This window comes from Arthrobacter sp. 05T47, assembly GCF_056395825.1.
The window spans coordinates 36,458-60,979 of sequence record NZ_JBFTKG010000009.1 but is presented as its reverse complement, the minus strand read 5'-3'; the positions used below and the strand labels follow the sequence as shown (position 1 = coordinate 60,979).

At 67.7% G+C, this 24,522-nt stretch carries 17 protein-coding genes; 8 read left to right on the top strand and 9 right to left on the bottom strand.

Annotated elements, in window-relative coordinates; genetic code table 11:
- The first annotated feature begins 9 nt into the window (after positions 1-9).
- From AC1DEY_RS08960 to AC1DEY_RS08950, 3 genes are all read left to right on the top strand, one after another.
- The gene (locus AC1DEY_RS08960; protein WP_476867636.1) at positions 10-3,672 is read left to right on the top strand and encodes a PKD domain-containing protein; all 3,663 of its coding nucleotides are present in this window, start codon (positions 10-12) and stop codon (positions 3,670-3,672) included.
- Between the two features lie 24 nt (positions 3,673-3,696).
- A complete protein-coding gene (locus AC1DEY_RS08955; protein WP_476867635.1) occupies positions 3,697-6,177 on the top strand; it encodes a LamG domain-containing protein in 2,481 nt (826 codons plus the stop codon).
- Positions 6,178-6,517: 340 nt separating this feature from the next.
- Entirely contained in the window at positions 6,518-8,038 is a 1,521-nt protein-coding gene (locus AC1DEY_RS08950) for a glycosyltransferase family 39 protein (RefSeq protein WP_476867706.1), read from the top strand.
- 84 nt (positions 8,039-8,122) lie between these two features.
- Here AC1DEY_RS08950 and AC1DEY_RS08945 read toward each other — a convergent pair whose 3' ends face one another.
- The 4 genes from AC1DEY_RS08945 to AC1DEY_RS08930 all read right to left on the bottom strand — a co-directional run bounded on the left by AC1DEY_RS08945 (position 8,123) and on the right by AC1DEY_RS08930 (position 13,296).
- Complete coding sequence (locus AC1DEY_RS08945; RefSeq protein WP_476867634.1) at positions 8,123-9,157, bottom strand: hypothetical protein; 1,035 nt, start codon at positions 9,155-9,157, stop codon at positions 8,123-8,125.
- A 428-nt stretch (positions 9,158-9,585) separates the two neighbouring features.
- Positions 9,586-10,632 (bottom strand): glycosyltransferase, encoded by a 1,047-nt coding sequence (locus tag AC1DEY_RS08940; RefSeq protein ID WP_476867633.1) that lies wholly within the window; start codon positions 10,630-10,632, stop codon positions 9,586-9,588.
- Complete coding sequence (locus AC1DEY_RS08935) at positions 10,625-12,139, bottom strand: lipopolysaccharide biosynthesis protein (protein WP_476867632.1); 1,515 nt, start codon at positions 12,137-12,139, stop codon at positions 10,625-10,627. The genes AC1DEY_RS08940 and AC1DEY_RS08935 overlap by 8 nt, the downstream gene beginning before the upstream one ends.
- Positions 12,136-13,296, bottom strand: a complete 1,161-nt coding sequence (locus AC1DEY_RS08930) for a glycosyltransferase (RefSeq protein ID WP_476867631.1) — start codon at positions 13,294-13,296, stop codon at positions 12,136-12,138. Before AC1DEY_RS08930 ends, AC1DEY_RS08935 begins: the two co-directional genes overlap by 4 nt.
- A gap of 477 nt (positions 13,297-13,773) precedes the next feature.
- Between AC1DEY_RS08930 and AC1DEY_RS08925 the strand changes: the two genes are divergently transcribed.
- The 5 genes from AC1DEY_RS08925 (at position 13,774) to sufU (ending at position 20,014) form a co-directional block, all read left to right on the top strand.
- The gene (locus AC1DEY_RS08925; RefSeq protein ID WP_476867630.1) at positions 13,774-15,204 is read left to right on the top strand and encodes a tyrosine-protein kinase domain-containing protein; all 1,431 of its coding nucleotides are present in this window, start codon (positions 13,774-13,776) and stop codon (positions 15,202-15,204) included.
- A 68-nt stretch (positions 15,205-15,272) separates the two neighbouring features.
- Positions 15,273-16,601, top strand: coding sequence for a hypothetical protein (locus AC1DEY_RS08920; RefSeq protein WP_476867629.1), 1,329 nt, complete (start codon positions 15,273-15,275; stop codon positions 16,599-16,601).
- Entirely contained in the window at positions 16,598-18,151 is a 1,554-nt protein-coding gene (locus AC1DEY_RS08915) for a glycerophosphodiester phosphodiesterase (protein ID WP_476867628.1), read from the top strand. The genes AC1DEY_RS08920 and AC1DEY_RS08915 overlap by 4 nt, the downstream gene beginning before the upstream one ends.
- Positions 18,152-18,239: 88 nt before the next feature.
- Complete coding sequence (locus AC1DEY_RS08910) at positions 18,240-19,547, top strand: SufS family cysteine desulfurase (RefSeq protein WP_476867627.1); 1,308 nt, start codon at positions 18,240-18,242, stop codon at positions 19,545-19,547.
- Between the two features lie 11 nt (positions 19,548-19,558).
- Positions 19,559-20,014, top strand: a complete 456-nt coding sequence (gene sufU / locus AC1DEY_RS08905; protein ID WP_476867626.1) for a Fe-S cluster assembly sulfur transfer protein SufU — start codon at positions 19,559-19,561, stop codon at positions 20,012-20,014.
- Between the two features lie 54 nt (positions 20,015-20,068).
- Here the strand turns inward: sufU and AC1DEY_RS08900 are convergent, their stop codons facing one another.
- From AC1DEY_RS08900 to AC1DEY_RS08880, 5 genes are all read right to left on the bottom strand, one after another.
- Positions 20,069-21,382 (bottom strand): UDP-glucose dehydrogenase family protein, encoded by a 1,314-nt coding sequence (locus AC1DEY_RS08900; protein WP_476867625.1) that lies wholly within the window; start codon positions 21,380-21,382, stop codon positions 20,069-20,071.
- Positions 21,383-21,411: 29 nt separating this feature from the next.
- A complete protein-coding gene (locus AC1DEY_RS08895) occupies positions 21,412-21,855 on the bottom strand; it encodes a VanZ family protein (RefSeq protein WP_476867624.1) in 444 nt (147 codons plus the stop codon).
- A gap of 112 nt (positions 21,856-21,967) precedes the next feature.
- Positions 21,968-22,189: an SCO4848 family membrane protein gene (locus tag AC1DEY_RS08890; protein ID WP_441409269.1), complete on the bottom strand. Its 222-nt coding sequence runs from the start codon at positions 22,187-22,189 to the stop codon at positions 21,968-21,970.
- Between the two features lie 4 nt (positions 22,190-22,193).
- Complete coding sequence (locus AC1DEY_RS08885; RefSeq protein WP_476867623.1) at positions 22,194-22,691, bottom strand: DUF2505 domain-containing protein; 498 nt, start codon at positions 22,689-22,691, stop codon at positions 22,194-22,196.
- Between the two features lie 46 nt (positions 22,692-22,737).
- On the bottom strand, positions 22,738-24,261 hold the full coding sequence (locus tag AC1DEY_RS08880; protein ID WP_476867622.1) for an SDR family oxidoreductase: 1,524 nt from the start codon (positions 24,259-24,261) through the stop codon (positions 22,738-22,740).
- Between the last annotated feature and the right edge of the window lie 261 nt (positions 24,262-24,522).

Sequence of the window (24,522 nt, the reverse complement as noted above, 5' to 3'; positions counted from 1 at the left end):
CGAGAAAAGATGCTCAGGAACGCAACGCTGGGGAGCGCTCGGGGGAGAGGGACACGGCCGCCGGCCGGCCCGGCACCGACGACGGCACCTGCAACGGCAACTGCAACAGCAACAACTGCGAGGACGGCCTACACCACCGCGCGGGCGGGTGCGAAAAAGACGCTGGCGCTGCTGCTGGCCGCCGCAGTCGCGCTGTCACTGGGGCTGGTCGGCAGCCAGCCGGCCGCGGCGGACACCGCCCCCGCGGACCCCGTCAACCCGGCCACCCCCGTCACCGTGTCCGCCGACGGCCTGCCCACCGCCCAGATCAACGGCGTCGCCTGGGCCCAGGTCATCATCGGCAACACGGTGTTCGTAGGCGGCAATTTCACCGAGGCGCGGCCCGCGGGCGCTGCTGCCGGCACCGGCACCGTCCCGCGGAACAACATCCTGGCCTATAACCTCACCACCGGGGAGTTGCTGAGCACGTTCACGCCCAGCTTCAACGGCGAGGTGACCGCACTGGCAGCCTCCCCGGACGGATCACGGCTGTACGTCGGCGGCGCGTTTACCGCCTACAACGGCTCCACCGTGTGGCGGGCAGTCGCCCTGAACCCGGGCACCGGCGCCCTTATCACCAGCTTCCTGCCCCGCATGTCCGCGTCGGTCCGCTCGATTGTGGCGACCTCCACCACGGTGTACCTCGGCGGCCTGTTCAACGCCGTCGGCTCCGTCACCCGCGACAAGCTCGCCGCGGTGAGCGCCTCCAACGCCGCGCTCCTGCCCTGGAACCCGGTTGCCGCCGGCGGCCGGGTCAACGCCATGACCCTCTCCCCGGACGGCGCGAGTATGGTGGTGGGCGGTGCCTTCACCTCCATCAACGGATCCACTAACCCGGGCTACGGCGTGGCCAAGGTGGACGCGTCCCTGGGCGCCCTCCTGCCCTTCCAGATCAACACCATCGCCCGTAACGGAGGCAGCACCGGCTCCATCACCACGCTGGCCACTGACGGCGTCAACGTATACGGCGCCGGCTACACCTTTGGCCGCAATAGCACGCTGGAGGGAATGTTCTCCGTCAAATGGGCGGACGACACCACCACCTGGCTCGAGGACTGCCACGGGGACACCTATTCCATCCAGCCAATGGGGGATGCCGTCTACCTGGCCGGCCACGCGCACTTCTGCGGAAACATCGGTGCGTTCCCCCAGGCCGAGCCCTGGCAGTTCAACCGCGGCATAGCCTTCAGCAAGAAGGCCACCGGCACCGTGACCGCCGAGAGCCATGGCTATGCAAACTTCGCCGGGAACCCGTCGCCGTCGCTGCTGAACTGGTTCCCGATCCTGAATTCCGGCACCTTCACCGGCCAGGACCAGGGCGCCTGGTCAGTGGGCGGCAACGCCGACTACATCGTGATGGCAGGCGAATTCACTACCATCAACAATCAGCCGCAGCAGGGACTGACCCGCTTCCCACGGACCGGCCTCTCGCCAAACCTGCGGGGCCCCCGCCTGAGCGGCGTGAACTTCAATCCGACCCTGTCCACCCCTGCCGCCGGTACCGTGCGGGTCCGCTGGCAGGCGAACTGGGACCAGGACAACGAAAACCTCACCTATGAGGTCCGCCGCAACGGCGCCGTCGTGTCCACCGCCAACCAAGCCTCCACTTTTTGGAGGCGACCGGGCATGACGTTCCTGGACTCCGGCCTGACACCGGGCCAGAGCTACGGCTACCGCATTTCCGCCCGTGACGCCTTCGGCAACGAGGTTCGCAGCGACATCGTGAGCATTACCGCAGTGGGATCCGTAGCGGCACCGGGGAGCTACGCGCAGCAGGTCCTCGCGGACAAGCCAGGCAACTATTGGCGCCTCGGCGAAACCGGCGGGGCCACCGGCGTGGACCTCGCGGGCAAGGACGATTTGATCGTCCGGCCGGGTGTCAGCTTTGGGGCCGCGGGCGCAATGACCGGAGACTCAGACACGGCAGCCACTTTCAACGCCACCACCGACGGGGTCGCCAGTAGTCCGACGCTCTCCACCAGGCCCCAGGTGTTCAGCACAGAAGCCTGGTTCCGGACCGGCACCAACAGGGGCGGCGAGATCATCGGCTACGGAAATTCGCAGACGGGGGTTTCCACGGACTTCGACCGCAACGTCTACATGGACAACATCGGGCGGCTCTTCTTCGGTGTCCGCCCGACCGGCACCAGCGGAGCGGCATCCCGGATCACCGTCAACACGACCACGAGGTTCAATGACAACCAATGGCACCACGTCGTGGCGACCCTTGGTCCGAACGGGATGCAACTCTTCCTTGACGGCGTCCTGGCTGCTGGGCGGACGGACACCACATCCGCCTGGCCGATCGACGGTTTCTGGCGCCTCGGCGGCGACAACCTGACCAGCTGGCCCAGCGCTCCGACCAGCCGCTACCTGACTGGCCAGATTGACGACGTTGCCATCTACCCGACCGTGCTGCCCCTGTCCCGGGTGCAGGCGCACTTCGTGGCATCCGGCCGCACAGTCAGCGCACCTCCCGCGAATCCGGTGGCCGCCTTCACATCAGCGGTCAACGGACTCACGGCCTCGGTGGACGGCACGACGTCCTCGGACGCCAACGGGCCCATCGCCGCCTACGCCTGGGACTTCGGCGACGGCGGCACCGGCACGGGGGTCACGGCGCAGCACGCCTATGCGGCAGGCGGCACCTACTCGGTCCGGCTGACGGTGACGGACAACACCGGAAACACCGCCACGATCGTCCGTTCCGTGACCGTGGTGGCTCCGCCTGCGAACGTGGCCCCGACGGCCGCGTTCACATCGACCGCTGCCAACTTGGCCGCTTCCTTGGATGGTTCCGGGTCTTCGGATTCGGACGGGACCATCGCTGGCTACGCCTGGGACTTCGGTGACGCAAGCACTGGGACCGGGGCCACGACGTCGCACACCTATGCCAGTGCCGGTACCTACACCGTCACCCTGACGGTGACCGACGATGACGGCGCGACGGGCACGCTCAGCAAGGCGGTCACCGTCACGGCCCCGGCATCCAACACCGTGGTCGCCGCGGACGCCTTCGGGCGGACCGTCGCCGGCGGCTTCGGCACCGCGGACGTCGGCGGTGCGTGGACGCTATCGGGCGGAGCTACCAACTTCGCGGTCAACAACGGCGCCGGAGAAGTCACCTTCGGGGCCGCCGGGGCCGGCCGGAGCGCATCCCTCAGCGCCGTGTCGACGGCAGCGTTCGACGGGCGGATCACGGTTTCCGCCGATAAGCTCGCCGGCGGAGGCGGCCTGGACGCCTCCCTGTTCGGCCGGCGGGTGAACAACAACGACTACCGGGCCAAGGTCAAGATCTCCAGCACGGGGGCGGTTTCGCTATACCTCACCAAGACCGTCAACAACGTCGAAACCAATGTCGCAGGGCCACTGGCGATCGCCGGGCTGAAGATGGCGGCCAACGACCCCCTCGTCATCCGGCTAAAGCTGGACGGCGCCGGCCCCACGGTTCTCAGCGGAAAGGTCTGGCGGGCTTCCGCCGCAGAGCCGGTCGCCTGGCAACTGAGCGCGAGTGACTCGACGCCTGCCCTGCAGGCGGCCGGAAGTGCGGGACTCTTGGCGTACCTCTCCGGAACCGCGGCCAACTTTCCGGTTGTGGTGCGCTTCGATGACTTCTCCGTAAAGATTCCGTAGGCCCGGGTGGAGGAGAGGAAGATCATGTTCAGCAACGAAGCGCCGGGGAGCGCCCGGAGGACGGGGGCAGCAGCGCCCCGTTACCCGGCGCCGGCTGGTGCCGGGCGCAGCGTCGCGAAGAAACTGATGGCTCTCCTCCTCGCTGGGGCGGTCTCAATTCCGCTGGGACTCTACAGCGGCCTGACGGCTTCGGCAGACACCGCGCCGGCTGATCCACGGAATCCCGCCACCCCCGTGACCGTCTCCGCGGACGCCCTTCCGACGGCGCAAATCAACGGAGTGGCCTGGACCCAGGTCATCATCGGCACCACGGTCTACGTCGGCGGCAGATTCACCCAGGCCCGCCCCGCCGGTGCGGCACCAGGCTCCAGAACAGTGGTTCGCAACAACATCCTCGCCTACAACCTGACCACCGGCGAGCTGCTGAACGCCTTCACGCCGAGCTTCAACGCCGAGGTCAACGCGCTGGCAGCCTCGCCGGACGGATCGAGGCTGTATGTCGGGGGCGCCTTCACGACGTACAACGGCGCGGCGGTGTGGCGGGCCGTCGCCCTGAACCCTGCCACGGGTGCCCTGATTCCTGGCTTCCTGCCTCGAATGTCGTCCTCGGTCCGTGCCATTGTCGCGACGCCGACCACCGTCTACCTGGGCGGTCTCTTCAACGCAGTCGGCTCCGCGGCCCGGGGGCGGTTGGCTGCGGTCAGTGCCTCCAACGGCGCGCTCCTGCCTTGGCACCCGGTCGCGTCCGGCGGCCGCGTCAACGCCCTGGCCCTCTCGCCCGACGGCGGCAGCATGGTCGTGGGAGGCGCCTTCACCTCGATCAACGGTTCCAGCAACCCCGGCTTTGGCCTGGGCAAAGTGAACACCACAACAGGGGCCCTCCTTCCCTTCCAGATTAACAACATCGTCCGTAACGGCGGCACCGCCCCAGATTCAGGTGGCAGACCCTCCAGCGGAGCGATCACCTCGCTGGCCAGCGACGGAGTCAACGTCTACGGTTCCGGCTACACGTTCCTGCGGGTGAGCACGCTCGAGGGGATGTTCTCGGTCAAGTGGTCCGATGATTCCACCACCTGGATCGAGGACTGCCACGGAGATACCCATTCGCTCCAGCCCATCGGGGACGTCGTCTATGCGGTGGGCCATGCGCACTACTGCGGCAATGTGGGGGGTTTTTCGCAGACGGAACCCTGGGGCTTCAACCGTGGAATCGCCTTCAGCAAGCGGGCCACGGGAACTCTGACGACGGAAAGCCACGGCTACACCAACTTCGCCGGCACCCCGTCGCCCTCGCTGCTGAACTGGTTCCCCATCCTGAATAACGGGACTTTCACCGGCCAGAGCCAGGGTCCGTGGACCGTGACCGGGAATGCGGATTACGTGGCGATGGCCGGCGAATTCACGACGGTTAACAACCAGCTCCAGCAGGGGCTTACCCGATTCGCCAAGAGCAACATCGCGCCTGACCGGCGTGGCCCCCGGGTGACCGGGCTGAACTTCAACCCGACCCTTTCCGCCCCTGTCGCCGGGGTGGTGCGTGTCCGGTGGCAGGCGAACTGGGACCAGGACAACGAAAACCTCATCTACGAGGTGCGGCGCAACGGCGCCGTGATCTCCACAGTCAGCCAGGCTTCCACGTTCTGGCGGCGGCCGGGCATGACCTTCGTGGACACCGGCCTGATGCCGGGGCAAAGCTACGGCTACCGGATCTTCGCACGGGACGCCTTCGGCAACGAGGCCCGCAGCGACACCGTCACGATTACGGCGGCAGGATCCGTCGCGACGCCGGGCAACTATGCCCGGCAGGTGCTCGCGGACAAGCCCGGCAACTACTGGCGCCTCGGCGAATCCGGCGGGGCCACCGGCGTGGATCTCGCGGGCAAGGACGACCTCACGGTGCGGCCAGGTGTCACCTTCGGCGCCCCGGGAGCGCTGAATGTTGAGTCCAATACCGCCGCGGCCTTCAACGGGACCGCCGAGGGTGTGGCCAGCAGCCCGACGCTGGCTGCCCGGCCCAACACGTTCAGTGCCGAGGCGTGGTTCCGAACCGCCACCAAGCAGGGCGGCCAGATCATTGGCTACGGCAATTCGCAGACGGGCGTCTCGGCGGACTTCGACCGGAACGTCTACATGGACAACACCGGGCGTCTCTTCTTCGGTGTCCGCCCGACCGGCACCAGCGCAGCGGCAACCCGGGTCACCGTCAACACCACCACGAGCTTCAATGACAACCAGTGGCACCACGTCGTGGCAACACTCGGTCCCAACGGGATGCAGCTGTTCGTTGACGGGACCTTGGCGGCCGGTCGAACCGGCACCACATCGGCGTGGCCCTTCGACGGCTACTGGCGGCTCGGCGGCGACAACCTGGCGGGCTGGCCCAGCCGTCCGACGAGCCGGTACCTGAACGGCCAAATAGACGAAGTTGCCATCTACCCACAGGTGCTTTCCCTGCTGCGGATCCAGGCACACTACGTCGCCTCGGGGCGGACCCTAATCCGGTGAACAACCAGCAGGTCAAGGCCTCGTGGGAAATCCATGACTGCGTTGAAATTATCCCGGGGAACCGCCGGGGGCACCGCTCGGGGACCGGTACCTTCCCAAACCATAAGGCGCTGGCTAGACTTCGACGCACAATACGGGGATGCCAGCTGCATTGTCCGACGGGGGCGGCCGGGCTGGCGTTCCGGCGCCCAACCTGGCGGATCCCTTTCACCGAGCATTACGCATTGTCAGCACGTCCGAGGAGGGTCCCATCCGCTCATTAGACTCCACGACAGCCGAAGCCGCCGCACCAACCCCAACCGTGGGCGCTGTCTGGCCGCCGCAGGCGAAACCCTTGACCATGGGCCGACTCAGTGACGTCCATCTGGCGCTCCTCAGTGCTGCGCTGGCCTGGGCGCTGTCAACCGCAGGCTCGTGGAACGCATCGCTGTGGACCGACGAGGCAGCGACGATTTCAGCGGCACGTCGGAGCCTGCCCGAGCTGTGGGCCATGGTCCAGAACATCGACGCTGTGCACGGGCTTTATTACCTGTTCATGCATTTCTGGGTGGGACTCACCGGCGAATCGGCTTTTTTCCTTCGCATGCCCAGTGCCGTGGCTATAGCGGCAGCCGCGGCAGGCGTCTTCCTGATGGCCCGTAGGCTGGGGGGCCGGGTACTTGGACTGACGAGCGCCGCTGTTTTTGCTGTCCTTCCACGGATCACCTGGGCCGGCATGGAGGCCCGGCCGTTCGCTTTTACCGCCGCCGCTGCCGTGTGGCTCACCATAGTGCTCATGGTGGCCCTTCGCCGTCGGACTGCTCGTTGGTGGTTGGCCTACGCCGGACTGGCAGCCATCGCCATTGGCATCAACCTCTATCTCGTGTTCATTCTGGCCTCACATGCGCTGACTCTGCTGGCGCTGAGCCGTACCGCCTGGCGAACGCGCATCGAATGGGCGTTCGCGTCGGTGCTCGGTGTCCTCATTTCCGCGCCGGTCGTTTACCTGTCTGCGATGCAGCGCGGACAGCTCAACGACGACGAACTGGGGTGGTCGCGCTGGCTGCGGAACGTGGTCGTGAATCAGTGGTTTCTGGGTGATACTCCGACCGGCGGCTATCCACAGACGGGGCCGGCCGGGCTCTGGAAGATCAGCGCGGTCCTGCTGGCGGCGGTGTGCGGGCTGATTATGATCTATGCCCTGGTGGTTATTCTTCGTACCCACGGCGAGGGCAGCAAACGCAACTACCTGGCGTGGATCGTTCCCCAGATCGCGTTGCCTACCTTGGTCATCGGTTTGTATTCCCTGTATGTCCACCCCATGTACAGCCCCCGCTACCTCACCCTGAGCGCCCCGGCCGTCGCCGTCCTGATCGGAGCCGGGATGATCTGGCTGCGGCCGACGTGGCTGAGGGGAGGTGCGGGGATTGCGATCATCCTGCTCGCCATCCCGGTTTATATCTCCCAGCGGGAGGTCAACGCCAAGAGCGGCGCCGACTGGAGCGCTGTGGCCGGCTATATCCAGGAACACAAGGCCAGCAATGATGCCGTGTATTTCAGTCCGCGCTACCCACCCGGGGACGGCCGGGTCCTTCTGACCCTCAGACGGATTGCAGTGGCGTATCCTGACGCCTTTGCGGGCCTGCGCGATCTGACTATTGATACTCCCGGAGCCCAGGACGGAACCCTTGACGGAACGTCACGGCTTCTCGCAGCTTCAACGGCGGGCCTCGAAGGAGTGGACAGAGTATGGGTTATCCGCCGCCTCGATTATCCAGTCGAAGCGGCCCGCCTGGACGACAGCCTTCTTAAGGCGGCGGGATATCAATCACGGGCTGCGTGGGCGGGACCCGTCAACTCAATAGTTGAATTCTCTCGGTAGCTCGGGCCCGTCGAATTGGTGCTTTGGCCGCCCAAAGGGCAAAAGGTACGCCCCGATCCGAAGACCGGGGCGTACCTTTTAGGGCTAGCTGTCGTACTCGATGCCGAGGCCCTTGCCGACCTTCAGCGGTTGGCCGGTGTCCGCCCAAACATTTGTCTCCAGGCCGTGAACGATCGTTCTCGCCTTGACGTCGATGCGGATCACGTACTTGCTGACCCGGGGCGGTGCAAAGTAGTTGTACTGGTTTTGTCCGAAGCGGTTCTTCTGGAAGGTGATCTCGCCTGGTTTGATGCAGGCCGAAGCCAGCCCGTCGTCGAACCAGTTCTGCTCAACGACGGTGTTTTTCAACGGTGCACCGGTGTTGTTCTGCAAAATGATGGTGCAGCCGTGCCCGTGGGGAAACAGGCGTGGTTTCGCGGCATCAGCCCTGGATCCCGAACCGAGGACGCCGTCGTTGACAATGGTGTTGCCTGCAATACGGATGTTCGTTCCGCCCTGGACCTGGATGCCGTCATTGTGCGTACCGTCGGCCGAAGGCCCGGGATCGTTCGCTGCGTCATGGTAGACAGTCGTGTGGATGTAGTTGCCTTCAATCCGAACGTTGGCGTTAACGCTGCCGCCGGGCTTGTTGAAGACACCCATCCCGTCGTTGGCGCCATAAACATGGTTCCGAATGGCGTTGTACTCGTGGCCCACTATGCCGTCCCGCAGCGGGCTGGGCATGATGGGGTGGATCGTGCTGTCCTGAACGGTCAAATTGAAAACCTTCGCACTGTTCGCGTCGACGCAGCCAGTGTTAGTGCTGGGCTTGTAATTACCGCAGTGCAGAAGGCTGTTCTTGATAACAACGTTCTTCGCTTGGACTTTGACGTCACCGAAGATCTCTTTGCCGTCCAAGACAGTGCCGTCAACAGTGATCACGTACGGCTTATCGTAGCTGCCGACCTTGGTAAGCGCCCTTCCGGACGGGACACCAGTGGTGGACGCGTCGGGTTTGTAGCTGCCGACGACGAGCGCGGCGCGCGGTGTCGCAGCCTCTGCCGGTGCGCTGATCATGGCGCCGGCGCAAACCAGCCCGAGCAGGCCGAGTATGGGGGCGATTCTCTTTCGAATAAGCAAAACATTCCTTCGTTTGCTGCGACATCGTGTTGGAAGCCGATGACGTCGCATGGAAACAACCGCCACACCGTCGGATGAAACCGTTGTTGCCGCACCGGCAAATCAAGTTAATAAACGGATGACCGCGGGCCGTTATCGGGTCAGGGCCTGAAAACAGCGCCGACGCGATGTCGTCGACCGCGACAAGCCATGCCTGCCATCGCGCGTCCGCCCCCGGGTCCTGCCACTGGCGTCCACTGCGCGCAGGTAACTCACTTCCGGCAGGCGTACCCGCCCGGCTACTGATCCAACACCGTAGTCGACGTGCCGAATGGTTGCAAATCAGTAACGGTTAGTTCTGAGTGGGCGTGCCCCTGCGCCGGCTTAGCCGATGGGGTATAGGCATTGCTTCAAAATAGCGCGGCAGGCAGGGCCCCGTTCCTCGCGACCTACCTTCTGCTGTACTCGCTGTACACATATCCGAAAGCCCCGGTCGTCATCCCCAGGCCCCTCGCAGCGGTTCTCATTCCCAGCGCTTTTTGCGCCGGCGATCCGCTCACCAGGCCAGCCGCCACCCGCACTGAGCCTCCCAGTAGTCGAACGGACCCCGAGCCCAGCGAAATGGCTCTGGCCGTAAGGCGTTTTCGAGAGCTGCCTGCGAGTTCCAGGTTCACGCGGGTCGCGGAGTTCCCGCTGCGGAGGGCGCGGCGGAGGACCCAGTCGCGGGTGAGCCGCGAGGACGGGACCCGGTCCACCACGATGGCCTCGTCGCACCACAGCATGGAACCTCCGCGCTGGACGAGTTGCCGCGTGAAGAGTGTGTCAGAGCCACCGCTGAGGCCGAACCGTTCATCAAACGAGAGCCGTAGGTCACGGACCTGCCGCAGGTCCAGGAGCAGGTTGTTCGTCGCCGCCACGTCAAGGCGGGTCCCGGTGGCGAGCCTGCGGCGGTGGAAGAACTTTCCGGCTTCGATCCAGGGCTCGGGAGCGTGTTCGTATTCGCTGATGACCGGGCCCACGACGGCGGCGGCGCCGCTGGAGCGCTGCAGGCCCACCAGCTGCGCCAGCCACAGCTCCGAGGGCACTTCGTCGTCGTCGATGAAGACCAGCAGCGCACTTGACGCCGCCTCCCGCAGGGCGCGGTTCCGCGCCGCCGCGATCCCGGGCCTTGGCTCGTGGACGTACCGGACCAGCCCGGGCCGGAGGGTGCCGGCCAGTTGTTCCACGATGGGACGGGCGCTGGCCTCGGGGTCGTTGTCGATGACCAGTACCGTGGCCGGCGGCCCGGCCGGCCCGTCCAGGGACTCCTGTCCCGGACCGGCCTGGCCTGCTGCGGCATGGCCGGTTCCCGCCTGGTCCGCCAGCCGCGGCAGCGCCAGGGCGATGTCCTCCGGCCTGCGGTAGGTCAGCACCGCAATGACCAGGCCGTCCGCCGGGATCCCGACGGCGGGTTCCTCGCCCGTGGGGCGGACTCCGGGGTGGGTGATGTCAGACATTGTGACCTCTTGTCGTCGTGTGGGCTTGCCGGCGGGCGGGCCGCCCAATGAGCGCCCGCGCCTGCCCGAGGTAGCCGGAGAGCGTGCTTCGGTGGAATACCCGCAGCGCGGCGAGGGCGAGCCCGGCATAGAGCGCCAGCCCGCCGAACAGCTGCCAGGGGCCGTGCACGGTGGCCAGGGACAGCGCCCAGTATCCTGCCGCGCCCCAGGCCGCGGCGTGGACTGCGGGGAAGATGGCGGCCAGCTGGGTCATCGCCGTCACACCGGTCAGCCGGTACTGGATGCGCAGGAGCACGGGTGTGAGGATGAAGCCGGCGGTTGAGTAGCCGACGGCGACGCCGAACACGCCGGACTGGAGTCCGATCACGATTCCGCCCACCTGCACGACGGCGGCCAGGATCTCGTACCGGACGATCAACCCGCTTTGCCCGAGGCCCTTCATCAGGGAGGGGGTGACGTAGAAAACGGTCTCGCGGGCGCCCCCGATGGCGAGCACGCTCACCAGCCCGGCTGCGGGCAGCCACTCTGGGCCCAGGACCAGGCCCACGAGCTCGGGGGCGGCGCAGGCCACGAAGATCATCAGTGGGACCGCGGAGATCGCCAGCAGCCGCGTCGCGGCCACGAGGCTTGCGGCCACTTTCTCCGGGCTGCCGGCCGCGCGGGCGAACGCGGGAAACATGACCCGGTTGACGGTCTGGCCAATCAGCTGGACCGGGATGACCAGGATGCGGTAGGCCATTCCGTACAGCGATAGGGCGGCCACGCCGAGTACCCGGCCCACCAGGATGTTGTCCAGATTCCGGGAGAAGTAGGCCAGGCAGTCCGTGGCAAAGACGCTGACGCTGAATTTCAACAGGGGCGCCACGGTCCGGAAGGCAACATTGGGGACGGGACCCCGGTTGGCCGCGAGCAACAACGCGCTGCAGACGAGGTCGGTAGTGACCACCTGGTACACCATGGACCATGGGCCGGCGCCGGCAAGCGCGGCGCCGATTCCGGCCGCGCAGCCCGCGGCGGCGGCCGCAATGTCCGCCGCGCCGACCCGGTGGAGGGCAAGGTTGCGGGACAGCATGGCCCGCGGCGTGATGGCCAGGGCCTTGATGGGGACGGCCAACGCCAGCAGCCGCAGGATCGGCTCAAGCTCCGCTACGCCGAAGAACTGCGCGATCCACGGCGCGGCCCACCATGTCACCGCCCCGAGCAGCACCGCCACCAGAATGTTCAGCATGGCGGTGGCACCTGCCATGCGGCGGCTGACATCGGGCCGCTGGACGAGGGCCGCGGAGAGGCCCTGGTCCAGCAGCAGCGCCACCAGGCTGATGTAAACGGTGGCCGCCGCAATGACTCCGTAGCTCTGCGGGCCCAGGATCCGGGCCAGGACCACGGCGCAAAGCATCTGGAATCCCTGCCGGGCCAGCACTGCCCCGAAGCTCCACCGGACGCCCCGTGCGGTCTTGGGCGGCGCGGCCGGGACCGCGGCCGCGCGGGGGGCCGGGCTTCCCGTCACAACAGCCTGCCGGCGGCCTGGGCCAGATGTCCGGCCATGAGGGTCCCGTAGTGTTCCGGGCTGTGCCTGCGGCCCGCTTCGGCGGCGTCGAGCACTGCGCTGGACTGGTACTCCTGCCACCGGCCGGCAACGCGGGCGAGGGCGGCGGCCAGTTCACCGGGATCGCCGGGTTCGACGAACTGCGCCGAACGGTAGCCGGCCGCGGCCTCCCTCAGGCCCGAGGTGTTGCTGACGATTACGGGCCGGGAAGCCAGGACCGCTTCGACGGCCGTGTTGCCGAACGGCTCGTCGAGCCGGGAAGGCACCACGACGACGTCGGACTCGGCAAGGAACGGCCAGACGACATCCTGGAAACCATGGAACGTGACGTGCTCTTCGGCGCCATGGGCCTGAACCTGGCTCCGGAGGCCGGCCTCGTAGTCCTCGTAACCGGGGAAGACCGCCCCGACCAGCGAGAGCCGGGCGGACACGCCATCGCCGCGCAGCCGCAGCAACGCGTCGATGGCCACATCCACGCCCTTGCGGTGGGACAGCCGTCCGACGTACAGGATCCGGAGCCCGCCGTGGAGCTCGGGCCGGGGCGGGACCGGCTCGGCTGGCCCGGGGACTCCGTTATAGAGCACGTGCGGGCGGCCCTGGAGCGCCGGGAGCGATGCGGCCAGCGTGTCAGAGCTGAACTGGCTGTTGGTCAGGATGCCGCGAGAGAACAGGAGCGGCAGGGCCAGGGCTGCGCGGAGGACCCGCGGGGCGTTGGCCTCCGCCTCATGGACGTGGGTGACCACCGGGACCCCCGTTAGCCGTCCCGCAACCGTCCACAGGGGGACAGTAATGGTGTTCGCCAGGATGACGTCCGGACGGGAGCCTCGGATCACACCGACGCTGCAGAGCAGCCCGTACACCGAGGTGGCCGCGAGCTTCACCAGGCCAGGGGGCGTGAGCAGGCTCTTGCGCAGCACCGGCGTCGGCGAGAAGACCACCGCGGCGCCCCGGCGCTTGAGTTCTGCCACGAGCGGCCCGGGCGACGGCAGGGCCACCAGGACGCGGGCCCCGCTGCGGTGCAGCCCGTCGATGGTTTCCAGCAGCACCCGGTCTGAGCCGTAGAGATCGGCGCTGGGGTGCGCCACCAGTACCGAGAATTGCCCGTCGTCAGTCGTCATAGTGCCCCCCTCGATCCGGAACCCCGGCGGAAGGCATCCCTGAACGGGACCGCGCTGCTGCTGGCGCAGGAACACAGGTCCGGCCGCCGGGGACGTGCCCCGGGACCCGTTGCTGGAACCCTGCCGCTGAGATTTGCTGCTGAGACCTGCTGCTGAGACCCGCCAGGATCTGGGTCCAAGTCCTGCTTCCAGGACTTGATGCCCAAAACTGTTGCTGGACCTGCCGGTCCGCCCTGGCTAGGGCAAGACTACGGCCGGTGCCGGAATTTGGCTAGGATTCATGCCCCGCAGGCGGGACAGTCCGCCGACCAAAGCAGCCTTCGTTACGGCGCCGGGGGGCGTCAGGGCCCGGACCGACCCGAAAGACACAAGCCAAAAAGCTTCCGCACGGCACGGACGCAGTCAATAATGGTGCGTCAGGGACCATGAAGGACCGTGCTGCTGCAGGCACGGCATGGTGGCCACAGGGGGGTTCGCTTGGAACTGTCTGAATACGGGCGCGCAATTGCGCGGGGCTGGCTCATAGTGCTCCTGTGCCTGCTGGCGGGCGTAGCCGTCGCCTGGGGCGTGACGGAGAGGACACCGCCGGTGTACCAAAGCACCGTCAAGTTCTATGTTGTCTCGCCGCCGTCATTGGGACAGTCGTCCCTGCAGTCCCTCGAGTTGTCGCGGGGGCGTATTGCGTCTTATGCGAGCCTGATCAAGGGCGACAAGTTCGTGGAAAAACTGGTCAGCAGCAGTTCCACGGGCCTGTCGGCAGCGGAAATTGCGCAGAGCGTCAGTGCTTCGGCGGACCAGGACACCCTGTTGCTGACAGTTGTGGTCAGTCTTCCCGACCAGGCCAAGGCCCTCGAGATCGCCCGCGAGATCGTAGCCGGCCTCAACTCGGCGCTGGATGACGTCGGAGCCGGCCGGACGCAGAGCGGCGGCGGGCAGACTGTCCTGAACGTCGTGGCGGGACCCACCGACGAGGCCGATCCGGTGTCACCCCGGCTTTCCTTGAACCTTGCCCTTGGTGCGCTGCTCGGCCTCGGCGCTGGCATCGCCATCGTGGTCGCCCGCCGGATGACGGACCATACCCTCCGGACCCCGGAAGAGGTCGAAGACGCGTCCGGACTGCCGCTACTGGCCCGCGTCCCGGCCAGCACACAGGCACGGCCGCTCTCAGCCATTCTGGAACGCCGCCCGGCCTCGCTGCTCGACGAAGCGGCACGCCGCCTCCGCACCAACATGGAGCATCTGCCCGCACTGCCAGCCTCCGGCGTCGTGCTCATCACCTCGGCGCGGGGAGGCGAAGGCAAGACCACCGTGGCACTCATGTTGGCCCGCGCGTGGGCTGAAGCGGGGGAGAAAGTCCTGCTGGTGGAAACAGACCTCCGCTTCCCGCGGCTGGAATCGGAACTCAAACTCGGCAACGCGCTCGGCCTGGCCGACGTCCTCGCCGGTCGGGCCGCTCTGCCCCGTGTTATCCAGAAAACAGCGAGCGACCGGCTCCACATTTTGGCTGCCGGTTCGGTTCCCGATAACCCCACCGAGCTCCTGGCGAGCCAGGCCATTACGGCCGCACTGGGCGAGATGCGGGGCAGCTACAGCCGCGTCATCCTCGACGCGCCAGCCATGCATCCGTTCAGCGACGCCGCCCTCCTGGCCGTGCAGGCGGACTTAACGGTGCTGGTGGTGCGGTACCAGAAGGTGACGCGCGAACTGCTGGGCGCGTCCCAGCAGAACCTGGAACTGGTCAAAGGCGCCGTGGCCGGTGCCGTACTGAACGCCCTTCCGCTCCGCCTGTCCGAAGGCCGCAAACAGCCCCGGACGAAGCTGCGCAAGCCGAACAAACGCACCAAGGCGGCGCCCGCGGAGGCCCCTGCGGAGCCGGCTCCGGTCAAGCATTCTGCCGCCCGGCGGTGAGCGTGGACGGCGTCGTTGTTGTGGTCCTCGTTCCGGGTCTGTTCGTGAAGTCCGGCCGGGTGGCCTAGATGCAGCTGACGGCCTGGATCGGAGTGTGCCTCGCGGCGGCGTTCCTCTTCCGCAAGCGCGCCAGGGTGCCGTTGGCCGCGGTGCTGGGCCTGTGGCTGCTGGTGCCGGCGATCGGATCCCCGACGCTCACCGGGGTGTCCTCCGGCCCCATGTCCGTCCATGCCGCAACATGGCTGGTGCTCTCGATCGTTCTGGTGCGGCTGTTTCACGATCCGGCCAGCATCCGGATGGTCTTGGGCGCTCATTTCCTTCTGTTCCTAATTCTGGGACTGGTCATCGTGGCGGCGTACCTGGCCACGTCGACCTCCGGCAATGGCGGCGGCATGGTGCTGTTGGTGGACCAGATAGTAGTGCCAGTGCTGTTTTTCCTGCTGCTGCTCGCCGAAGCCGTTCGCGGCGAGGGCCTGGTGACGATGCTGCGCACGGTGCTCCTGGCTCTCGTTGCGCTCGTGTGTGCCGTGGCCGTCGCGCAGTGGCTGAGCGGCAATGTCCTGTTCTACGAAGCAGGGTTCAAGACCCAGTACTGGTTCGCCAGGCAATCCGGGCGCTGGATGGGAACACTGGACCAGCCGCTGGCTTTGTCGCTGTTCATCTGCTTGGCGGCGCCGCTCCTTGGCGGGGTGAAGCGCCGCTGGCTGCAGCTCCTCCTGCTGGCGCTGATGGCGGTGGGTATCCTCATCTCCCAGTCGCGCGTGGGGCTCGCTGCCCTGGCCATGACGGTGGTGGCTACTGTGATCTTCGCCCCCTGGCGCACCTGGATCAAGACGGCCACGCTGCTCGTGATGTCCGGAGCCGGCGGCGCCCTCATAGCCTCACCACTGGTGGCGGGCGTGTCGGCGAGGGTCGCCGACGACGCCGGCTCCGCAGAGGCCCGGGGCCTGGCCCTCGAGTATTTCCTGGGCAGATGGAGCGACTACGCCGTGGCCGGCGAAGGCAGCGGTGCCAGCTTTCTGCTGGGTGCCCGGGCGGGGCTGGCAACCAGCTTCGAGAACCCCACAGTGATGTACAGCGTTGACTTCGGCGTCCTGTTCGCGCTGCTCTACTTCGGTTCGATGGTCGTTCTCGTGCTGGGCACCGCCCTGAGGACGGGATTCCGTAGTGGATATCCGGGGCTCCTGCTTGCCGGCCTCATGGCAGTAGTCATCCCGCAGACCTACAGCTCCCTGGCCACCAGGTCCGCAGCCGGCATTCTGGTCTGGACGGTGCTGGCCATGGTGGTCATCGCGACCGACGAGGCCAGGGCACACCGGGCGTCCGCGCGCGCACGGGTCCCCGCGGCCGTCCCCGCCCGCACCGCCGTGGCCCTGCATGGCGCAGGATCGCCGTGATCGCGCGGCGGCAGTTCCTGGGCTTCGCGGCAGCCGGGGCCGTACTGGGCGTGGCCGGCTGCTCGGCCTGTCCGGGGAGCCCCGCCGCGGGCGCCACCGCCCGGCCGCGGCCCCGGATCGTCCCCGCGGCGTCCGCGGCCAAGGAATTCGTCACCACGGGCGCCGTCGCCGCGCCGGGGGACAAGGGGCCCTTCACGATCGCCGCCTTGCTGGCAGCGCCGTCGTTCTTCGTCGCGCACCGGGGCTCGGGGGACAACTGGCCGGAGCACACGATGCGCGCCTACAAGGGGGCGGTGGCCTCAGGGCTGAAGGCGATCGAAGTGTCGGTTTCCGCCACCTCGGACGGCGTGCTGGTCTGCCACCACGACCTGAACACCCAAAGGCTGACCGGCATTGACCTGACTATTGCCCGGGCGCCCTACGCCGCGCTGGAGCCCCTGCGCAACGATGCCCGGGCCTGGCTCGGCCCGGCCACACCGCTGGAACCCATCGCGCTGCTCTCCGACGTCCTGGACACCTTCGTGGCCAGCCACGTGATCTTCCTTGAGGACAAGCCCGGGACCAACGCCGACGAAATCCTGGCCCTGCTGGAGAAGTATCCCGCGGCCCGGGAACACGTGGTGTGGAAGCAGCCGTCCGCTTCGCCGGGGCACAAGCTCGCCGCCGCGAAGGGCTACACGACCTTCGGCTACATGGTCGCGCGCGACCAGGCCAAGGTGCCGGAGCTCATCCCGCGCACGGACCTGCTGGGGATCCACTACACCGTGCCGGAGGCCATGATCCGGCAGGTGGTGGCCTCCGGAAAACCGGTGCTCGCCTGGGAACTGCACCGGCGCAGCGAGTACGCCCGCCTGCAGAACCTCGGTGTGCGGGGCTTCATTTGCGCCAACATCCGTTATGTCCTGCACCAGGACGAACCGCTCAGCGAAGATGGCTTCGCCGCCGGGCGCCGGGGAACCGGCGACCTGCCGTGGGCCGCCGACGCCGTCTGGGACGGGCAACCGGCATTTGCCGACGGCGCCGTCAGCATCTCCAGCCCGGGCCAGTCCGGCTACGTGCTGGGCTCGCTGGCGGAGGCGGTCAACTCCCCGGACTGGGAGTACGAGTTCGAACTCCGCTGGCCCTCCGGACTCCCGGCGGCCGGCCCCGGCGCGGGGGTGGCCTTTGGCCAGGACGGCGACGCGCCGTACCGTCCCGGGTCCGCCCCGAAAGTCTCCGGCTATTCCCTGGACCTCGCCGCGGACGGCACCCTGGCGCTCTACCGGCACGACGCCGGGACCACGGATCCGGTCCGGCTCGCCCAAACCGGCAGCCCCGCGCCGCGGGCCGGCGAATGGATGAAGTTCGTGGTGTCGCTGCGGCCTTGGAGCATCGCCGTGCGCCGGGACGGGGGTGGTTCTTCCGGCTGGAGCGTCTCCGCCGAGGACACCCGCTACGGCGGGGCATGGCTGACCCTGCTGAAGAACTACGACGCCGGACCCCCCGTCGAGTTCCGCGGCGTGCGGGTCCGCGCGGTGGCCGCGCAGGAGGGCTGCGGGAACGTGGGATAATTAGGTTTAATCTGTGTGACGTATTTCGCACCGGCTGCCAGGCCGGCAGGGGTACGCCGCAGCGAACGCCGATCCAGGAGTCTCCGCCATGGTTGCCACCCCAGCCCACCTCCGCCGCTCTGCCGCCACGCTCGGAAACGAAGAGGTCCTGAGGATCCGCAACGACTTCCCGATCCTGCAGCAGCACGTCAACGGCCAGCCGCTGGTCTACCTGGACTCCGGGGCCACCTCGCAGAACCCGCTCAGCGTGCTCGAGGCCGAACAGGAGTTCTACGAGCAGCGGAACTCCGCGGTCCACCGCGGGGCGCACCACCTCGCCGTCGAGGCCACCGAAGCCTTCGAAAACGCCCGGGAAACCGTGGCGGACTTTGTCGGGGCGCAGTGGGATGAACTGATCTGGACCTCCAACGCCACGGAGGGCCTGAACCTGCTCACCTACTCCTTCCTCAACGCGTCCCTGCCGGGCGCCGCACCCGAGGCGGCCCGGTTCGCCCTGGCCCCGGGCGACGAAATCGTGGTCACGGAGATGGAACACCACGCCAACCTCATTCCCTGGCAGGAACTGGCCGCTCGGACCGGCGCGAGCGTGAAGTTCATCCCGATCGACGACGCCGGCGCCCTGGACCTGGCCGCCGCCGCCGGCATCGTGGGCCCCCGCACCCGCGTCCTGGCATTCACGCACGCGTCCAACGTCCTGGGCACCATCAACCCGGTGGCGTCCCTGGTGGCCCTGGCCCGGTCCGCGGGCGCCCTCGTGGTGCTCGACGCGTGCCAGTCCGCGCCGCACCTGCCCTTGAACGTCAAGGCGCTCGATGTCGACTTCGCCGTGTTCTCCGGCCACAAGATGCTCGCACCGACCGGAATCGGCGCGCTCTATGGCCGCTCGGAGCTGCTCAACGCGATGCCGCCGTTCCTGACCGGCGGTTCCATGATCACCACCGTCACCATGGAACGTGCGGGTTTCCTGCCGAGCCCGCAGCGCTTTGAGGCCGGCACCCAGCGCATTTCGCAGGCCGTGGCGCTCGCCGCTGCGGTGAACTACCTCAGCGAAACCGGGATGGACCGCATCCACGTCTGGGAAGCCGAGCTCGGCCAGCGCCTCGTGCAGGGCCTGGACTCCATCCCCGGCATCCGCGTGCTGGGTCCCGCTGCGGGGCAGGAACGGATCGGCCTGGCGGCGTTCGACGTCGCCGGCGTCCACGCGCACGACGTGGGCCAGTTCCTGGACAGCCGCGGGATCGCCGTGCGGGTGGGCCATCACTGCGCCCAGCCGCTGCACCGCCGGCTCGGCCTGACGGCCACCACGCGCGCCAGCACCTACCTGTACAACACCACGGACGATGTGGACGCGTTCCTCAACGCGGTCGCCGATGTCCGTGCCTACTTCAAAGCCTAGGACGGCCATCCATGAGTCTTGACCAGCTCTACCAGCAGATCATCCTGGAGCACTCCAAGGCCCGGCACGGCAGCGGCCTGGCCGCCGCGGCCGCACCCAATGGCGCGAGCAGTGGCCAGTCCCACCAGCTGAATCCGACCTGCGGGGACGAAATCACGGTCCGGGTGTCCGTGGCCGGTGGGAAAGTCAGTGAGCTGCGCTGGGACGGCGACGGCTGCTCCATCTCAATGGCGTCGGCCTCCGTGCTGACGGACCTCGCCGAGGGCATGACCGTCGGGGAACTCCGCACCGTCATTGACAGCTTCCGCGAAGTGCTGCGGTCCCGCGGCAAGGTGCCGGCCGATCCGGAGATCCTGGGCGACGCCGCCGCGTTTGAGGGTGTGTCCCGCTACGCTGCCCGGGTCAAGTGCGCCATGCTCTCATGGGTTGCCGCGGAAGACGCCCTCGGCCAGGCGCTGGCGTCCTGACCGCGTCCTGACCGCACCTTGAACATATCTTGAAGGCGTCCTGACCGCACCGCGTCAGGGCCGGCCCAAGCCCTTGTAGGTCCAGCCGGCGGCCCGCCACTTGGCGGGGTCCAGGACATTGCGGCCGTCCAGGATGCGCGGCGCGGACACGAGCGCCTTGGCCGCGTGCGGATCGAGCTCCTGGTAGGCCTGCCACTCCGTCAGCAGCAGCACGGCATCGGCCTTGTGCAGAGTCGCCTCAAGGTCCGGCTCCAACTGCAGCTCCGGGAAGCGCTTGGCGGCGTTGGACAGCGCCTGCGGGTCGGTAACGGTCACGACGGCGCCCTGCAGCTGCAGCTGCGCGGCGGCGCTCAGCGCGGGCGAGTCCCGGACGTCGTCGCTTTCGGGTTTGAAGGCCGCACCCAGCACGGCAATCCTTTGTCCCATCAGGGTGCCGCCACAGAGCTCCCGCGTAAGCTCCACAACGCGGGTGCGGCGCCGCATGTTGATGGCGTCCACCTCCCGCAGGAACGTCAGCGCCTGGTCGGCGCCCAGTTCACCGGCGCGGGCCATGAAGGCCCGGATGTCCTTGGGCAGGCAGCCGCCGCCGAAGCCGATGCCGGCGTTCAGGAATTTCCTGCCGATCCGATCATCGAGGCCGATCGCGTCAGCCAGGCGCGTCACATCGGCGCCCGTGGCTTCGCAGACCTCGGCCATGGCATTGATAAAGGAAATCTTGGTGGCCAGGAAGGAGTTGGCGGCCGTCTTCACGAGCTCTGCGGTGGCGTAGTCCGTCACCAGCCGGGGCGTCCCGCCCGCGAGGGGAGTCTCATAGACCCGGTCGAGGACGGCCACCGCTGGATGGTCTTCGCTGCCGTCCGGCACCCCGTAGACAAACCTGTCCGGGTTCAGGGTGTCCGTTACGGCATGGCCTTCCCGCAGGAATTCAGGGTTCCAGACCAGCGTGGCGCCGGGCTCCGATTCTGCCAGCACCTCGGCCAGCCGGGCAGCGGATCCCACCGGCACGGTGGATTTCCCGGCGACAATGTCGCCGGGGGACACATACTGCGCGAGCGACGCGATGGCCGCGTCAACGAAGTGCAGGTCGGCACCGTTCTCGCCGCGTTTCTGTGGCGTTCCGACGCAGATAAAGTGGACCTCGGCACCGCGGGCGGCTGCCATGTCGGTGGTGAAGCGCAGAAGGCCCGATTCTTCCAGCTCGGAGAGGAGATCGTCCAAGACAGGTTCATAAAACGGGGCGTGGCCCGCCGAGAGCTGCGCTACTTTGTGCTCGTCGACGTCGATGCCGACAACCTCATGACCCAGCTTTGCCATACACACGGCATGAACCGCGCCCAGATATCCGCAACCGATAACCGAGATCCGCATACTTTCGTTGTCCTCCCGTGGTGGCCTGTTCACAGCGTACGCGGTGGGCGCCGGAACCGCACAGCAGCAGAGAACGCCATGAGCAGCAGGGCAGCGAGGGCGCCGATCATGGCGCCAAAGGTGTTCGCGGCGACGTCGGCCACTGAGGCGAAGCGTGCCGGGAGGAAGATGAGCTGGGCGAGCTCAATCAGGGCCGAGGCGACGAAACCGACGGCAACCCCGCCCCACCACAGCCGTGGGCCAAGGATCCGGGCGACGAGGGCGCCCAGGGGGAGGAACAGGATGACATTGGAAGTCAGTTCCACCACCCGATAGTCGAGCCAGGTGGGGACGCCCCAGCGGTGCAGCTTCCGCAGCGACCGCATCAGCAGATCGGATGCGCCCTGGTCCACAGGAACGGGCCAGAGGGCGATGACGCCCAGGACCAGCACATAGGCGCCCAGTGCCCAGATGGCCGCGCGGCGAGATAGCAATTGGCGTCCCCTTTCAGCGGTCCACCTTTTTTGCCGATTCTAGCCGTCGGTACGCCTCCAGGGCAGGAAATCCGGCACACCGGCGGCGGTATGGCCGCCGGTGCGCCGGATGCTAGCTGAACAGCCCGGCAATGCCGATCGCCGCCGTCGCAGCCCCCAGCAGCATCGAGATGCTGACGAGGACCACATGGACGGTCAGGAAGCGCGTGGCCTTGCCGTTGGCGTCGCGGGCACGCGGGTCCTTCATGACCCGGCGCAGGAACTGCGGCCAGACGGCCAGGGACCAGACGCCGGCGACGATCAGGACGACGGCGAGGACTGCGGGCAGTTCCACGGCGTCAGTGGCTTTCGAGCCAGGCCTGGGCCTGCTGGGACTGCAGGTTCAGGGCCTTGCCAACCATCGGTTCGGCCGCGTCGGCGATCTTGCCGCCAAGGAACGGAACCGAGGAGGTCACGTTGCCCTCGAGCTCGATCCGGGTGCTGCCGCCCTCGGACACAAGGCGCTGGACAGCCTTCACGTCCAGCGGGGCGCCGGCGACCTTGAGGGAGATCTGGCTCTGCCGGGAGCCGTCGGCGGCGGGAGCTTCCCATGCCTCGAGCTGGGTGACCTTCAGGGTTTCGCCGACAAATTTCCGGGCGAGGTCAGGCATCCGGGTGGTCGGGATGGTGCGCACGGTGGTGGTGCTGAAAGCGCCGGCGGGGTCTCCGTCAAGGGCAAAGGATTCCAGGGTGCCGCCGACGAGTTCGCTCGTGTGGCGCAGGAAGTCTTCATTGACGAAAACCGCGGTAACGCGGTCGACGCTGTGCGGAACGTTGGTGGATGCACTCAGGGCCATAGGGGTCCTCCGGGATGTGGAAGTGGACGATTCGGGCTCCAACATCCTACGTGGTGGGCCCGGCAGGCTCCGATTCGAGATGGTCCAGCTCCCGGGCGGCGGCGGTGATATTCCGCGACATGGCGGGAAATATGACGCTGTGAAATGGCAGCACCGCGAGCCAGTAGAGGCGGCCGCTGAGGCCCTTGGGGAAGAAAATGGCGCGCTGGCGGTACCGGCTGCCCGTCCCGTCCGGCTCCACGGAGAGCTCGAGCCAGGCCCGGCCCGGGGCCCTCATTTCGGCCCTCAGCCGCAGCAGAGAGCCGCGGTCGATCCGCTCGACCCGCCACCAGTCCACCACCTCGCCCTCCGCCAGCAGGTGCGGGTGCCGGCGGCCGCGCAGCAGCCCCGCCCCGCCGGTGAGCTTGTCCAGCCAGCCGCGTACCTGCCAGGCAAGGGGCAGGGAGTACCAGCCGTTCCGGCCGCCGATTCCTTCGATGACGGTCCACACGTGCCGGGGGTCCACGTCGCTGCGGAAGCTGCGCTCGTCCACGTACACCGTGTGGCCGGACCAGTCCGGGTCGCTGGGCAGGGGATCGGCGTCCACGCCGGCACTGGCCCATGTGGTCTCCACCTGGCCGTCGCGTTCCTTGCCCAGGGCCAGGGCCACGGCCCGCCGGTAGGGGGTCAGTCCGCCGTCGGGCACCGGGATGTAGTGATCGATGTCGTGCTCCCGGGAGACAGCATCGTGCTGGAGCGATTCGACCAGTGGCAGCGACATGGAGAGCGGGATGGGCGTGGTCAGCGCCACCCACATGCCGGCCAGCTTGGGCGCGGGCACCGGCAGGGCCAGCACCACCCGGTGTGGCAGGCCCGCCTCGGCCGCGTATTCCTGCATCATTCCGGCGTAGCTGAGCACCTGGCGGCAGCCGATATCGAACGACCGGTTGATGCTCTCTTCCAGTGAGGCGGCCGCCACGAGGTAGTACAGGACGTCGCGGACCGCGATTGCCTCGATCTTGTTGCGCACCCAGCTTGGGGCCGGCATGAGCGGGAGGGTCTCGGACAGGTGCCGGATCATTTCGAAGGACGCCGAGCCGGAGCCGATGACGACGCCGGCCTGGAACACCACGGCGTCCACGGGGCTGTCCAGGAAGACTTTTCCCACCGCCTCCCGGGACCGCATGTGGGTGGACAGTTCGGCCCCGGCCGGGTGCAGGCCGCCAAGGTAGACAATCCGGCCCACCCCGGCCGAGGCCGCGGCCCGGGCGGCCGTCCCTGCCATCGCCTTTTCCTTCGCCTCGAAACCGGCCCCGGCCGCCATGGAATGGACCAGGTAGTACAGGACGTCGACGCCGTCGAGGGCTTCCCGCAGGGCGTCGCCGTCGTCGAGGCTGCTGTGGACCACCTCGACGTCCTCCAGCCACGGCACTCCGGCGATCTTGGCCGGCGTCCGGACCACGACTTTGACCCGGTGCCCGGCTTCCAGCAGCCGGGGGACAAGCCGGCCGCCGATGTAGCCGGTGGCGCCCGTGACCAGCACGGTTTTCGGGGTCGAATCGTGGTTCGGGCCTGGGGGCTTGCCGTTCATGGGAGGCTCCTGATCGTTGCGCATGCAAGGCATTCGGATACAAGGCATTCGGAGTGTGGCCGGCTGCGGACTGCCGCCAGGCCCGCCGCGGTCCTTCCAGCCTAGCCCCGGCGGCCGCGAACCTGCTGGCCCGGATGCAGCCCGGGTCCGGGGTCGGTGCGGGCCGCCCCCGGCCGCGCGGTACGCTTGGAAGACCCGGGATTCTCACGAATTTCGGCTATTCGTGTTGCCTGCATCCCCGTGATCCCATCAGGAGCTCCA